Annotated in this window: 10 protein-coding genes; 6 read left to right on the top strand and 4 right to left on the bottom strand. The window is 49.5% G+C overall.

What is annotated here, in order from left to right; genetic code table 11:
* Positions 1 to 2: 2 nt before the first annotated feature.
* From ACFS7Z_RS17405 to ACFS7Z_RS17395, 3 genes are all read right to left on the bottom strand, one after another.
* Positions 3 to 377 carry a group III truncated hemoglobin gene (locus ACFS7Z_RS17405; protein ID WP_377487293.1) on the bottom strand — a complete coding sequence of 125 codons (375 nt, stop codon included), beginning with the start codon at positions 375 to 377 and terminating at the stop codon, positions 3 to 5.
* Between the two features lie 438 nt (positions 378 to 815).
* Positions 816 to 1,154: a hypothetical protein gene (locus ACFS7Z_RS17400; protein WP_377487291.1), complete on the bottom strand. Its 339-nt coding sequence runs from the start codon at positions 1,152 to 1,154 to the stop codon at positions 816 to 818.
* A 334-nt stretch (positions 1,155 to 1,488) separates the two neighbouring features.
* Complete coding sequence (locus ACFS7Z_RS17395) at positions 1,489 to 1,839, bottom strand: hypothetical protein (protein WP_377487289.1); 351 nt, start codon at positions 1,837 to 1,839, stop codon at positions 1,489 to 1,491.
* Positions 1,840 to 2,247: 408 nt separating this feature from the next.
* On the opposite strand from ACFS7Z_RS17395, the gene ACFS7Z_RS17390 reads away from it, so the two are divergent.
* On the top strand, positions 2,248 to 3,516 hold the full coding sequence (locus tag ACFS7Z_RS17390) for an MFS transporter (protein WP_377487287.1): 1,269 nt from the start codon (positions 2,248 to 2,250) through the stop codon (positions 3,514 to 3,516).
* A gap of 84 nt (positions 3,517 to 3,600) precedes the next feature.
* Here the strand turns inward: ACFS7Z_RS17390 and ACFS7Z_RS17385 are convergent, their stop codons facing one another.
* Entirely contained in the window at positions 3,601 to 3,729 is a 129-nt protein-coding gene (locus ACFS7Z_RS17385; protein WP_377487285.1) for a 30S ribosomal protein THX, read from the bottom strand.
* Between the two features lie 356 nt (positions 3,730 to 4,085).
* Between ACFS7Z_RS17385 and uvrA the strand changes: the two genes are divergently transcribed.
* The 5 genes from uvrA (at position 4,086) to ACFS7Z_RS17360 (ending at position 14,131) form a co-directional block, all read left to right on the top strand.
* On the top strand, positions 4,086 to 6,890 hold the full coding sequence (uvrA, locus tag ACFS7Z_RS17380; protein ID WP_377487283.1) for an excinuclease ABC subunit UvrA: 2,805 nt from the start codon (positions 4,086 to 4,088) through the stop codon (positions 6,888 to 6,890).
* Positions 6,891 to 7,231: 341 nt separating this feature from the next.
* The gene (gene tpiA, locus ACFS7Z_RS17375) at positions 7,232 to 7,993 is read left to right on the top strand and encodes a triose-phosphate isomerase (protein ID WP_377487281.1); all 762 of its coding nucleotides are present in this window, start codon (positions 7,232 to 7,234) and stop codon (positions 7,991 to 7,993) included.
* Between the two features lie 99 nt (positions 7,994 to 8,092).
* Positions 8,093 to 8,467, top strand: a complete 375-nt coding sequence (locus ACFS7Z_RS17370; protein WP_377487279.1) for a DUF6150 family protein — start codon at positions 8,093 to 8,095, stop codon at positions 8,465 to 8,467.
* Between the two features lie 7 nt (positions 8,468 to 8,474).
* Positions 8,475 to 9,305 (top strand): 50S ribosomal protein L11 methyltransferase, encoded by an 831-nt coding sequence (gene prmA / locus ACFS7Z_RS17365; protein ID WP_377487277.1) that lies wholly within the window; start codon positions 8,475 to 8,477, stop codon positions 9,303 to 9,305.
* A 29-nt stretch (positions 9,306 to 9,334) separates the two neighbouring features.
* Complete coding sequence (locus tag ACFS7Z_RS17360; protein WP_377487275.1) at positions 9,335 to 14,131, top strand: hypothetical protein; 4,797 nt, start codon at positions 9,335 to 9,337, stop codon at positions 14,129 to 14,131.
* Positions 14,132 to 14,281: the final 150 nt, after the last annotated feature.

The raw sequence follows: 14,281 nt of genomic DNA, 5'->3' as shown, positions 1-14,281 counted from the left end.
GCTTAAGCTACTACATCAAACAGGCCCATCTTAATCTGGAAAACCCGCGCAATGCTACTGGCTTTTTGTTTGGCTTCTGTGGCTTTGCAGCCTTCAAAATGGGTGTCTACTGTGTCTGTGAAGAGTTCGGTCCAGCGGTTAAAATGTTTTGCTTCTATGGGCAGGCGCAGGTGTTTCGGGAAGGGCTGGCCCCTGTAGGCCATGTTTCCTAAAAGCACAGTGCTCCAGAAGTTATACATAACCGGCAGGTGAGTTTGCCAGTTTACCTGTGCGAAGGAATTAAACACAGGCGAGAGCAACTCATCCTGGTTTACGGTATCATAAAATGAGTCTACCAGCAGCTTAATGTCTGCTTCTGTTTCTATGTCTTTCTTCATATCGTTCTCCCCTGATTTATCAGTACAGCATTGAAGTTGTTACAGCTTTCAGGCGCCTTAGAGTACTAAGTGCGATTGCTTTAGTTTTAAGGGTGCAATTTTAGTACATAGATGCTGCCAAAAAATGATTTGCATCACCTTCGCAAAATTTGTTAACACATTGGTTTACTGAGCATGATTCTAAAACAGCTAAAGCATTTGCAGGTGCTTCTAGCCGGGGCACCAGATTTGAATAGTTCGTGCTTTAAATGCGGTGCTATGTGCTTTTGCGTGTTGGTGCCATTCCGTTTAACTGGGTTGGGCAATAGCAGGAAAAGATGAGGAAGTGAGGGAGGTGTGCCTGTTGCTCCCGCTGGGAAACTGGAGGGCATAAAAAATCCTTCGAAAGAGCTGAGGAATCTTGCCGAAGGATGAAATTGAACACTAACAAAAGGACGTTTATCTTCTGCTGTAACCTTTAATGCGGTTCAGGATAAGCAACAGCCGACGGTTAATATCGCGTTCTTCTACAAGAGAGCACTGGGCCGAAATATGGGTTGGCGTTTGAAGCTTAGCCTCTACTTTTTTCAGATGCTCAATATAGCATTCCACAGTTGAGCAGGAGATGTTCTTGAAGGCATCTTCCTCTACCTCATTTTCCTTTTTATATTTTAGGTTGATGGCTTTTGCTATTTCAGTGTTAATAAGTTTTGTTACAGCTACGTCAGTTGTAATTTCCTGCTGAGACACCTTTCGCTCAATGTTCTCCAGCAAATTTCGAATGTCAAGTAATTCCATTGGTTCGTCATTTAAGTTTTAAAAATATTGCGATGCCAGACTAGAGGTACGCATGGGTATTATATGTGTTTCCTTAGAAAAGTATTGTTTACCTAAAGATTATACAGGTGCCTTAAAATAACCTTAGAGTAATATTCAGTTCATATTTCCTTTACCTAAGAGAGGCGGGAGCAGCTGTGTTTTCTTTTATATGAAGTAAAGGCGATATGGGAAATGTTATACTTATTTTTAAGTTAATTTGTTTCAGTGGTTTGCCTTTTGTCCATCCTGCCTTCCGCCAGAACTGAGCGGAAAATGAAAAAGGAGGGGTGCTGATAAAGGTAAGAAACCAATACTAAGCCAGAACCTGAGAGCGGCACTCCGTTAGCCACTCCAACGCATCGTGTTCATTTGTGAAATACTGCACCGTCATCAGGTCCGAATACCTGACAGGTGCAAGTGCTGATACTGATTTCTGCACCAGGCCCTCACGCTGCAACGGCGACATAAGGTACGCTATACAAACGCTGCCGCTCAGGGTGCTGTTTGCGGCGGGCACAAACGTGTTTGTAAACCAACTGCGTTGGTTTACGCAGGAAGTATTGCGCAGCCGGATGTCGTGCAGCCAGAACCGGGCATCCCGTGAAGCGGCAAACTGCAGGGCAGCCATATACCCTTCTGAGAACCTGGGCAGATCGACAGGCATACGCCATCGGCAAAAAAAGCACACGCAGATCCTTCTGATGGTAAATGTGCAGGAAAGGCAGTTCTAATTCATCCTTCATAATCATTGGCAGGCATTTTAGGCACTATCGAAACTAGCGAGGACGGAAATAGTTCTTACGGATGCTTATGTCCTATTGACAGCGCTTGGGTAATCCATTTAAAAGTAAATAAAAAGCCAGACGTTTCAATTGTCTTAAGCCAGAGAAGTATAACTATTATGAAATCTTAACAGGCAGGAATCATGGTCGTTATGCCTTTGGCCGCTTGCGATTTACAAAGATGGAAGTTATAAATAAATATAAGATTTGCAACATTTTTATAGTAAATAATATTTCTAATTTTTTGCCGGCTTTGCTGTAGTTTTGTCCCTTAAAAGTAAAAAGGAAGCATGAAAAAAGAGGCAGGCGGCAAGCACGACCCGTACGCTGTACTCCGGTTGCCGGAGTACCGTTTATACATAGTGGCCCGGCTGTGCATAACACTGGCTATGCAGATTCAGGCCGTGATAGTGGGGTGGCAGATTTATGACATAACGCAGGACCCGCTCTCGCTGGGGTTGATTGGCCTGGCGGAGGCTATTCCATCCATCATTGTATCGCTGTACGCCGGCTACATAGCTGACATGGTATCACGCAAAAAGATCATTGTGGTGGCCATAACGGCACTGTTGCTATGCTCTGCGGCGCTTCTGTTCTTTACGCTGGACCTGAGCAATGTGCTGGCGCTGTACGGCACCCTGCCTATCTATATCATTATTTTTATCAGTGGGATAGCCCGGGGTTTTATGGGGCCGGCCGTTTTCTCGTTTATGCCGCAGTTGGTGGCAAACAAGCAGCTGTACGCCAATGCCATTACGTGGAGCAGCACTACCTGGCAGGCAGCATCGCTGGCAGGGCCGGCTGCGGGAGGCCTCATCTATGGCTTTGCAGGTATAACGGCCGCTTATGCTACGGACGCCGTGCTTGTGCTGCTCTCGCTGACAGCTTTTGCTTTCATTGGTGCCAAACCATTGCCGGAGAACATTAACCCGCAGAATATGAAAGAGAGCCTGCGCTCCGGCATCAGGTTTGTGTTTGGCAACCAAATCATCTTGAGCGCTGTTTCGCTGGATTTGTTTGCGGTGCTGTTTGGTGGTGCAGTTGCCTTGCTTCCTATCTTTGCGTCTGATATTCTGGATGCAGGTCCGCAGGGGTTGGGTTTCCTTCGTGCTGCTCCTGCCGTAGGTTCGGTGCTGATGGCGGTGCTGCTGGCTTATCATCCCATGCAAGCGGATGCCGGTAAAAAAATGCTGTGGTCTGTTGCGGGCTTCGGGATGTGCATTATCCTGTTCGGGCTATCCACTAACTTCTGGTTTTCGCTAGGATTGCTGGCGCTGAGCGGTGCTTTTGATTCTATTAGCGTCATAATCCGCTCCACGCTCATTCATACCCTCACACCGGAATATTTGAAAGGGCGTGTATCGTCGGTGAATAACATTTTTGTGGGCTCTTCAAACGAGATTGGCGCATTTGAATCTGGCTTTACAGCGAAGCTGATGGGGGTGGTGCCCGCTGTGCTTTTCGGCGGTATCATGACGCTGGTGGTAGTGGGGGTTACTAGCCTGAAAGCAGACAAGTTGCGCACCCTCAACCTTAGCCCAGAGGCAGAGCCCGCCTAAACACATTATCAGAAAACACAGAGCACCGCCCTCAGGATTAAAATGAGGGCGGTGCTCTGTGTTTTAAGGATAGCTGCTAATACTTTATTTAGAGGCAGCAGCTTCTTTAGGCGCAGATTGCCCCGTAGACTTGTTGGCTTTGCGAGGGCGCCTGTTGCCGTACGTTCCTTTTGTTATCTTTCCTTTTCTTGATTTTTTATCTCCTTTTCCCATAAATAAATTTGTCTTAGATAATTGTTGATATGTTTTGCATACGAGTAGTTTGTCATAGCAGGTTCAGGTTTATACCTGAATTCATGAAAGCCGCTGGCTCCTGCCACGGTGGCGTTGGCCTTCTTTTTGAACAACGAACGGCATAGGGAGCTGTAAGGGCAGCACTGCCGCTTTAAAATACTGCCGCAGGAAATTCAAAAGTCTCATCTATCGTTACACACAGCGTGTTTCCGGCTACAGTTGGTGTAACAAAGACCTTCTATATGAGGTTATCTCTTTGTATCTTTGCAAATTAACTTAATAAGAGAAAATGGCTTCTGAAGGTTTGCTTAACCTCATCTGAGGCCGCTTTTTATATGGCATACATTCCTGAATATAACCTCGACGAGCTCGACGCCCGCCAGAACATTATCATCAAGGGAGCAAGAGTGCACAACCTCAAGGACCTGAGCGTAGCACTGCCCCGCAATAAGTTTATCGTCATCACGGGCCTTTCCGGCTCAGGCAAGTCCTCGCTGGCATTTGATACCTTATATGCCGAAGGACAGCGCATGTACGTGGAGAGTTTGAGCTCTTACGCGCGCCAGTTCCTGGGCCGCATGGATAAGCCGGATGTTGACTACATCAAGGGCATCAGCCCGGCCATTGCCATTGAGCAAAAGGTTAGCATTAAGAACAACCGTTCCACCGTAGGCACTAGCACCGAGATTTATGACTACCTGAAGCTGCTTTACGCACGCATTGGCATCACCTACTCGCCTGTGTCCGGGGAGGCGGTGCAGAAAGACTCGGTAGCCGATGTGGTGGACTTTATCTTTTCGCTGCAAGACGAGGCGCGTGTTATGATACTGGCGCCGCTGCACCAGCACAGCGACCGCTCCCTGGCAAAGGAACTGGATTTGCTGCTGCAGAAAGGCTATTCCCGCATTTACGCCGAAGGGCAGGTATACTTTATAGAGGAGTTGCTGGAGCAGAAGAAGCCAAACCTGGGAAAAGAGGTATACATCCTGGTAGACCGTGCGGTGATCTATAAATCAGATGAAGACCTGGCTTTTAGGATTGGCGATTCTGTGCAAACAGCTTTCTTTGAAGGGCATGGGGAGTGCCGTGTCATCTATGGAGAGCAGGAGCGTGTGTTCTCGGACCGCTTTGAGTTGGACGGCATGGTGTTCGAGGAACCGTCTGTTAACTTCTTCAGCTTTAACAACCCCTACGGTGCCTGCCAGACCTGCGAAGGCTTTGGCAGCGTGCTGGGCATAGACCCAGACCTGGTGATACCAGACAAGAGTTTGACGGTGTATGAGGGCGCCATCGCACCCTGGCGTTCCGATAAAATGAACGAGTGGCTGCAGCCGCTTCTGAAAAACGGCATTCGCTTCGACTTCCCGATTCACCGGCCCTACAACGAACTTTCAGAGGCCGAGCAGGAGCTCCTCTGGAAAGGCAATAAATACTTCGAAGGCCTCAACGATTTTTTTAAGCAAATACAGGGGCAGACGCATAAAATACAGTACCGCGTGATGCTGTCGCGCTACCGTGGCCGCACCACCTGCCCGGAGTGCAGGGGCTCACGCCTGCGCAAAGATGCCAGTTACGTAAAAGTGAATGGCAAAAGTATAACAGACCTGGTGCTGATGCCGATTACGCAGGTGCTGCCGTTCTTTCGGAATATTGAGCTGACGCAGCACGAGCGGAACGTGGCAGACCGGCTGGTAACAGAGGTGGCAAACCGCCTGAGTTACCTGGAGCGGGTGGGGCTCGGCTACCTTACCCTCAACCGCCTTTCCAATACCTTGTCTGGTGGCGAGAGCCAGCGCATAAACCTAGCTACTTCACTGGGAAGTGCTTTGGTGGGCTCCATGTATATTCTGGACGAGCCCAGCATTGGTCTGCACCCGAAAGACTCTGAGCAACTGATTGGGGTGCTGCGCACGCTGCAGCAACTGGGCAATACGGTGATAGTGGTGGAGCACGAGGAGGAGATGATGAAGGCAGCTGACCAGCTCATCGATATTGGCCCGGAGGCTGGCTCTGGTGGCGGTAACCTAATGTTCCAGGGTACTTTTGAGGAAATGACCAGGAGCACCGACACCTATACAGCCAGATACCTGAGCGGAGAGATGGAAGTGCCGGTGCCGCCGCAGCGCCGCAAGTGGCGCAACGCCATTGAAGTATCGGGGGCCCGCGAGAATAACCTGAAAAACCTGAACGTGAAGTTCCCGCTTGGCGTGATGACGGTAGTGACAGGTGTGAGCGGTTCCGGTAAATCAACTTTGATTAAAAAGATACTATACCCGGCCATGCAGAAGCTGCACGGCGCCACAGCCGAGGCAACGGGTAAATTTGACAAACTTGGAGGAGACTATGGCAAGATTGACCATGTGGAGTTTGTGGACCAGAACCCCATAGGTAAGTCGTCGCGCTCTAACCCGGTAACTTATGTGAAAGCGTACGATGCTATCCGGACACTGTATGCGGATCAGCCGTTGGCGAAGTCACGTGGGTTTAAGCCGTCTCATTTCTCGTTTAATATTGAGGGCGGCCGCTGCGAGGTCTGCCAGGGAGAGGGCCAGGTGAAAATAGAGATGCAGTTCATGGCTGATATCTACCTGACCTGTGAGAGCTGCCACGGACAACGCTTTAAGCAGGATGTGCTTGATATCAAGTATAAAGAGAAAAGCATCTCAGAGGTGCTCAACATGACCATTGCTGACAGCATCGATTTCTTCTCTGATCAGCCGAAAATCTCAGAACGCCTGAAACCACTGGACGATGTAGGCCTTGGCTACATTCGCCTGGGGCAGTCAAGTAATACCTTGTCAGGTGGCGAGGCGCAGCGCGTGAAGCTGGCGTCCTTCCTGACCAAAGGCGCTACCTCGCACCACGAGAACATCCTGTTCATTTTCGACGAACCCAGCACCGGCCTGCACTTCCACGACATCAGCAAACTGCTCACGTCTATGAATGCGCTCATCGAAAATGGCAACACCGTTGTGATTATTGAGCACAACATGGACATCATTAAATCTGCGGACTGGATCATTGACCTTGGCCCGGAGGGCGGCACAAACGGCGGTCACCTGCTGTTTGAAGGCACACCGGAAGAGATGGTGAAACTAAACGACAACGCTACCGCCCGTTTCCTGAAGGGAAAGGTATAGCGAAGTAGTGAAAATGTTTTGATGAAGCCGCAGATACTGATTGTGTCTGCGGCTTTTTTACCTCCCCCAGGCCCCCTCCTAAAAACAGGAGGGGGAGTTGCGTTGAGTGAACTTGCAAACCACATATCAGGTGTGGAAGCAACATAACTTTTAGGAAGCTGCTCAGAGGCTGAATAACCATTCACTATACCTAGAGCTGTATACTTTCATTTTCATAGAGGTCTCCCTCCCCTGTTTTTAGGGGAGGGCTGGGGTGGGGTTAAATTAGAAATTGTTAACTTGCCGTAAAGCTTCTGAACAAGCTAAGCAAGTTATAATCATCATCAACAAACAGATAGAACATGAGAAAGAAAATTGTAGCAGGCAACTGGAAAATGAATAAAACCTACGAGGAGGCGCTTTCGCTGGTATCAGAAATCGATAACATGGTGAAAGACGAAGTGAATGGGGATGTAACCGTGATCGTGGCGCCTCCTTTCCCCTACCTGCAGGGCGTGGGCAAACTGGTACAAGGAAATGACAAAATGCACCTGGCTGCACAGAATGTAAGCGAGTATGAAAGTGGTGCCTACACCGGTGACGTATCAGCAAGCATGCTGAAGTCGGTGGGCGTGGAGTACGTGATTATAGGCCACAGCGAACGCCGCCTATACCACCACGAAGACGCCCAAACACTCTACAAGAAGATGAAATTATCCATTGCCCAGGGCCTGAAGCCAATATTCTGCTGTGGTGAGCCGTTAGAAGAACGCGACGCAGACCGCCACTTCGAGTATGTGGGCCAGCAGCTGAAAGACAGTGTGTCTTACCTGAGCAATCAGGAGTTCGACCAGATTGTGATTGCTTATGAGCCGATTTGGGCAATTGGCACTGGTAAAACCGCCAGTTCACAGCAGGCGCAGGAAATGCACGCGTACATCCGGGAGCAGCTGTCGCGCATGTTCGATGCGGAAGCTGCCTATAATTGCACTATTCTGTACGGTGGCAGCTGCAACCCAGGCAATGCGGAGGAACTGTTTGCACAGGAAGATATAGACGGTGGATTGATAGGTGGTGCTTCCCTAAAGTCAAGGGATTTCACTGCCATCATCAAATCTTTCTAAATTGTAAATTAAAGTACAAAAAAGGCTGCCATTTGCTTTAATGGGCAGCCTTTTTTGTGTAACTTATGTTTATATTTGAGCCAATATTTATATATTACAATGCATTTATTATTCATATTCTGGATAGCTTTGTTGCCAATGTTCAACTCGCCGGCAGCTGCTCCTGCAGCGGCAGGTGAGACAAGATTTGGTAGGGATTATTGTGACATTTACGGATCAGTATACCTGGAGCGGGACCCAAAGTACAAGAATACTGCCTCCAGAATCGTTTTCCTGAATGAGGAAGAGGCTTTTGCAAACATGGTGGTGTACCGTGAAAACAACAAGCTGTTCGCCGATGGCAGGGCCATTTGGTTTGTTACTCCTACTAAGGCCTTTGCAGATCATATTCTGTACGTGACAGACCAGCGCCACCAGGCCGACTTCACCGTGTACTTTACCGACGTGCGCTCTTCGGCCACTTGTCGTGATTAATTTTGAGATGGATTTTATAGAGGTAGCTTTAAAAGTAAACGCGGAATTCGCGGACATACTAACTGCCGAGCTCGGAGAGCTCGGCTTTGATGCTTTTGTGGAGGCAGAAGATGGCTTTAACGCCTACATTGAGGAAGACCAGTTCAGCGAGGCCGAAATGAAAGAAATGCTGCAGCATTATGCTGAACATGTGGTGGTTACGTATACTGTTCAGAGGATTGAGCGCCAGAACTGGAACGAGGAATGGGAGCGTAACTTTGAACCGCTTTTTATCGGCGGGCAGGTGTCCGTACGGGCTTCTTTCCACCCGAAGCCGGAGCAGGCGAAGTACGACATCGTCATCAATCCGAAGATGTCGTTCGGCACGGGCCATCACGAAACGACCACCCTCATGATCGAGAACCAACTGACGCTGGACCACAAAGGGAAGCGCGTGCTGGACATGGGCTGCGGCACGGGCATACTAGCCATTATGGCCGGAGAGTTGGGTGCCTCAGAGATTGTGGCCGTTGAGATAGAGGATTGGACCGTGGAGAATGCCCGTGAGAATGCGGAACTCAACAACTATAGCCATATTGATGTGCGGCTGGGCGGTGCCGAGACGATAGCGGGAGAGGAACCTTTTGATATCATACTGGCTAACATTAACCGCAACGTGCTACTGGAAGATATGCCGGCTTATAAAGCTGTGCTGAAGCCGCAAGGCTGGCTGCTCCTGAGCGGCTTTTACACAGAGGACCTGCCTGCCATACAGCAGCGAACAGATGAACTGGGGCTGCAGTACGTGTCGCACCGGGAGAAGAATAACTGGGTTTCTGCCCTGTTTAAAGCCATATAACCCTTACCCATACTCTTAGCCGTACCCTTATGAAGCAACTTTTACCCTTACTTTTCTTATTTGCAGTTTTAACGGCGCAGGCGCAGACAAAGCTCTCAAATAAGCCCGCTGAGTTTATATCAGATGTGAAGACCCTCTTAACGGCCGGGAAAGTTGCGGATGCTGAAAAGCTCTCTGCTGACATGGAAGGCGTCTGGAACAGCGGCAAGCTTACCTCCAAGCAGCAGCAGCATATCATCGATATCAGCCAGTTGATGTACCGCAAGCGTATAGGCAGTTCCCAGTTCGGGCAGTTTTATACCATGGTTACGGCCGGTGTCAATACTAAAGGTATGAGCGCAAGCCAGTTAGATAAAATGCTGGAGGTGACGGAGAAAGCCGTGCAGCACGAAGATGCAAAGCGCCTGGGCCAGTTTCTGACTACTTCCAGCTTATACCTGAGCAACAACCGCCTCTATCAGAACTCCTATTATAGCCTGCGCACCTCAGGCGGCGGTTTTAACTTTGCCTATGAAGGGAACAGCAAAGCAACAGCCGAAGAAACTGACGCAGGTAATGGCTGGGACAATGTGTCCTGGGACGATGAGGCGAAAACACAGGACGAAGCTGTAGAAGATGATGGCTGGGGTACTGTCACGACTACACCAAAAAAAGAAGAAAAGAAAAAAACAGCACAGGCACGCAAAGAGAGCCTGAAGCAGCAGTTTCTGCCAGCTCAGCCTAAGGTGTCGGGGCCGGTGCTGCAGTTAGAGAAGACAGACCTCACCTTTGTCACCCCCTGGGACTCTACCTCTATCAGCAACACACAGGGGCAGTTGATGCTGGTGAACAACCTGTATGTAGGAGAGGGCGGTAAGCTTGAGTGGCAGGTAAAAGGCGAGCCTGCTACGGCAGAGCTACGCAAATACAATTTCAATATTTCGTTTGCCGGTTTTAAAGCCCCGGATGTTACGGTAGCTTACCCGGCTGTGTTAGCGTCACCTGTTGATGGTGCCTTTGAGTGGATCAGTAGCAAGCGCAAAACCGGAAATTACCCTTACCCTAAGTTCAACTCCTTCACCAGCGATGCAAAGGTGAAAAACTTAGGTAATAACGTCTCCTACAAGGGCGGTTTCTCATTGGTAGGTAACGCTATCGGGAGTAAGTCAATGGATGACAGCTTCTCTGAAATTTTGGTGTCGCATAACGGGCAGCGAAAGTTCCGCTCCCTAGCCCGCAACTTCTCCTTTGAAGATTCACTGCTGCTCACGAACCGGGCAACTGTTGCCATCTATCAGCAGAAGGATTCCCTGGTGCACCCGGCCATGCAGTTGCGCTACTCACGTATAAGCCAGGAACTGACGCTAACAAAGGACAAAGGAGCATACGCCGATGCACCTTTCATAGATAATTTCCACCAGATGGAGATCATGGCAGAGCGTTTACAATGGAAAGTGAGCCAGCCAAATGTGGAGTTTTCTGTGCTGAACTCCAAAACGCTGGTTCCGGTACAGCTCGAGTCGATGGAGTTCTTTTCCAACAGCCGGTATCAGCGGTTGGTGGGGGTGGCGCCATTTCACCCCCTTCAGGTGTTTGTGGGGTACGGGCTGAAATCGAAAGCAAAGGAGTTTTATGCCTCCGATGTAGCCAAAGGAACCAAGATAAGTGAAGCGGCTATCAGGGAGGCGGCGCAGGCAATGTCGTACCAGAGCTACCTGAACTATGACCCAGCCTCTGGCTATATTGAGCTGAAACCAAAAGCTTTTCATTATGTAGGTTCTTCCCGTGATGCAAAAGACTATGACCACATCATCATCAAGTCTGTGGTGCCATCCGGCCGCAATGCCACGCTCAACCTGGATGATAACAAGCTGACGGTAAGGGGGGTAGAGCGTATCATGTTCAACAACGATACGGCCAGTGTGTACATTCTGCCGCGAGGGAATGAGGTTCACATCCTTCAAAACCGGGATATTGAATTTAACGGCCAGATATATGCCAGCAGCCTCGCCATAAAAGGCTCCGACTTTAAATTCAATTACAAAGAGTTCAAAATAGAACTCACTAACATCGATACTGTGGCACTGGTGACGGGCAGGCGGCGCGGCCGTAACGGCAAAGTAACCGACCAGGTGCTGACGAGCAACAGAGGAGGCATGTCCGGTACCTTGTACATCAATAAGCCAACCAACAAGTCAGGAGAGAAGAACTTTGCAGAATACCCTAAGTTTGACGCTGCATCAGGGGCCAAGGTCGCCTTTGCCAGGCAGGATGTGGCGGGCGGCGCCTACGACAGTACGGTTTACTTTGCGATGCCTCCCTTTAAGCTGGATAGCCTGAGCTCAGGGCAAAACAAGATTGGGTTTGATGGCACCTTTAACTCGGGGGGCATCTTTCCACCAATCAAAACAAAAATGATCATGATGCCCGACGAAACCCTTGGCTTCGTTTATCAGCCCGGGGCAAAGGGCCTACCCGCTTACGGTGGCAAAGGAATGGTGTACGATACCATCATGATGAACTCAGCCGGTATCCAGAGCAAGGGAATGTTAAAGTACCTGAATGCTACACTGCAGGCTCCAAAATACACCTACTACAGCAACGGGGTGAAAGTAGAAGGAGGAACCTCAGTAGCTATAGCAGAAGGCCTGCACAATGGGGCAGAGTACCCGGTGGCAACACTGAAGGGCTTTAACATGAACTGGCAGCCACAGGCCGATACCATGTACCTGCAGACGGTGAATGAGCCGATGAAGCTTTACAAAGAAGAATTCGCTCTGATAGGAGTAGCTAAGCTTACACCGAAGGGGTTATACGGTAGTGGTGTGGTGGACAACGCTGTAGCCAATATCACCTCTCAGGAACTGACTTTTAAGCAGCGCAATTTCAGCGGCAACCATGCCCAGATGCTCGTGAAGTCAGATGTGGAGGGAAGGCCGGCCGTGAAGGCACAGGATGTTGCCTTTGCCTACGACATGGTAGGAGGCCTGGTGGACTTTGCCAGCGAGCAAAAGGGGGTTGCCAGCATGGAGTTCCCTAAGGCCCAGTATAAAACATCTATGAGCAGTGCCCGCTGGGACATGAAGCAGCAGAAGGTTGCATTGAAGGCAGATGAGAATGGCGGTAAAAACTTCTTCTATTCGCTGCACCCCGCACAGGAGGGGCTGCGCTTTATGGCAGCCAGTGGAGAGTATGATCTGAAGAGCAACAATTTATTAGCGGGCGGTGTGCCCTACATTGCCGTAGGCGATGCGCACGTGGTGCCCGACAGCGGCAAAGTGGCCGTAGGTGCCGATGCAACTATTCAGACACTGCGTAACGCGCTTGTATTTGCTGACTCTGCACAGAAGTACCACAGGTTCTACAAAGGAAACATAGACGTGCTGTCGCGCATTGCGATGAAGGGGGATGCGGTAATGGATTACTATAATGCCGCTTCCGATTCATTCCAACTGCAGTTCTCTGACTTTGTGTATGGTGACCCGGAAAGTGTGGAAGGCAAGAAGGAGAAGAAACAGAAAATAGCCTACACCTTTGCCTCGGCTAATATGGAGGCAGACAAACCATTCTACATTTTCCCGCGCATCCTGTACCGGGGTAAAGTCATGATGCGGGCCCCCATGCAGCACATGAACTTCGATGGAGAGCTGAAGATGAATTTCACCGGCAACCCAGATGACTCAGAGTGGTTCCCTTACAAGAAAGATACCCTGGACCCTAAGAATGTACGCATCCCCATTATCGAGCCAAAAGCGGCTGATGGCACACCGCTGGTAACGGGCTTGCACATGGCAGCGTCAGGCCAGATCTACAACACATTTGTATCGAGAAAGCAGGCACCGGAAGACCTGGATCTGTTTACCGTAGACGGGCTGCTCTCCTACAACAATGACCGGAAGGAGTTTATCATCGGTGATGAGAAGCGTGCTTACGGTGATGCGTATGAAGGAAGTATGCTGGTTTACAACGAAACCGCTCGTGCTGTCCATTTTGAAGGTAAGCTGAACCTGCTTAAGCCGGTGAAGAAGTTTGCTATAGAGGCTTCCGGTAGCGGCAACGCCAGGATGGACAGCAGCAAGTATGACCTGAACGCCTTTCTGGTATTTGACATGGAAGTGCCTGAAAAAGCGCTTACAGCTATGGCAGCGAATATGCGGGCAACTGCAGCCGGTGTCGCACCGGCTATGGACAATACCGATGAGATGATGTATAAGCTTGGCGAGTTGATTGGAGACAAAGAAGCCAAGCGTTATCTGCAGCAGAGCCGTTCCAGGCATGTGCCGCTGCCAGGATTTTCAAAGAAACTAATCCGCAGCCTCATATTAAGTGATGTGAGATTGCAGTGGTCGAACGACCACAAGGCATGGTATAGCGTGGGCAGCATCGGATTGGCCAGCATTCTGAAAGAAGACGTGAATGCACGCATGGATGGCTACATTGAGATGCGTGAAGACATGAACGGATTGCCGGCTGTGAACATGTACCTGCAGTCAGACCCTTACACCTGGTATTACTTCAGCTTCTTCGAGAATGGCTTGACCATGGTTTCTTCAGACGATAAGTTTAACAAAGAAATTGAGTCCAAGTCAAAAGGTAGCCGGGGAACCACCAGCAACTATGGCATTTATGCAGGTGCGCCGATCGAGAAAAATGAGTTTGTGCAGTACTTCCGCACGAACTATATGAAGGGCGCAGAAGGATTTAAAGTGGCATCAGAACAACAGGTAATTGAGCCGGCCGAAAGCTTTGATACCCTGGAGGAAGAGCCAAAAAAGAGCAAGAAAAAGAAGAAGAAAAAGAGCAAAAACGACCCTAACGAAGAAGAGGCAGAAATTGATATGCAATAACCACGAACTATAAAGCTTCCGTATAGAATTGTAAGGAAACTTAATTTTTGGACTGTAGATCAAGATTCACCTATATTTGGGCCTCTTTTGAACTCTTGAATGACCAGGCTTTTGCTTTAGGCAGGCCGGTAACCCGCAAGAGCAGGTCCT

Source organism: Pontibacter toksunensis, assembly GCF_042686245.1.
Lineage (GTDB): Bacteria > Bacteroidota > Bacteroidia > Cytophagales > Hymenobacteraceae > Pontibacter > Pontibacter toksunensis.
The sequence above is the reverse complement of the archived record's forward strand: the minus strand, read 5'-3'. Positions and strand labels throughout refer to the sequence as shown.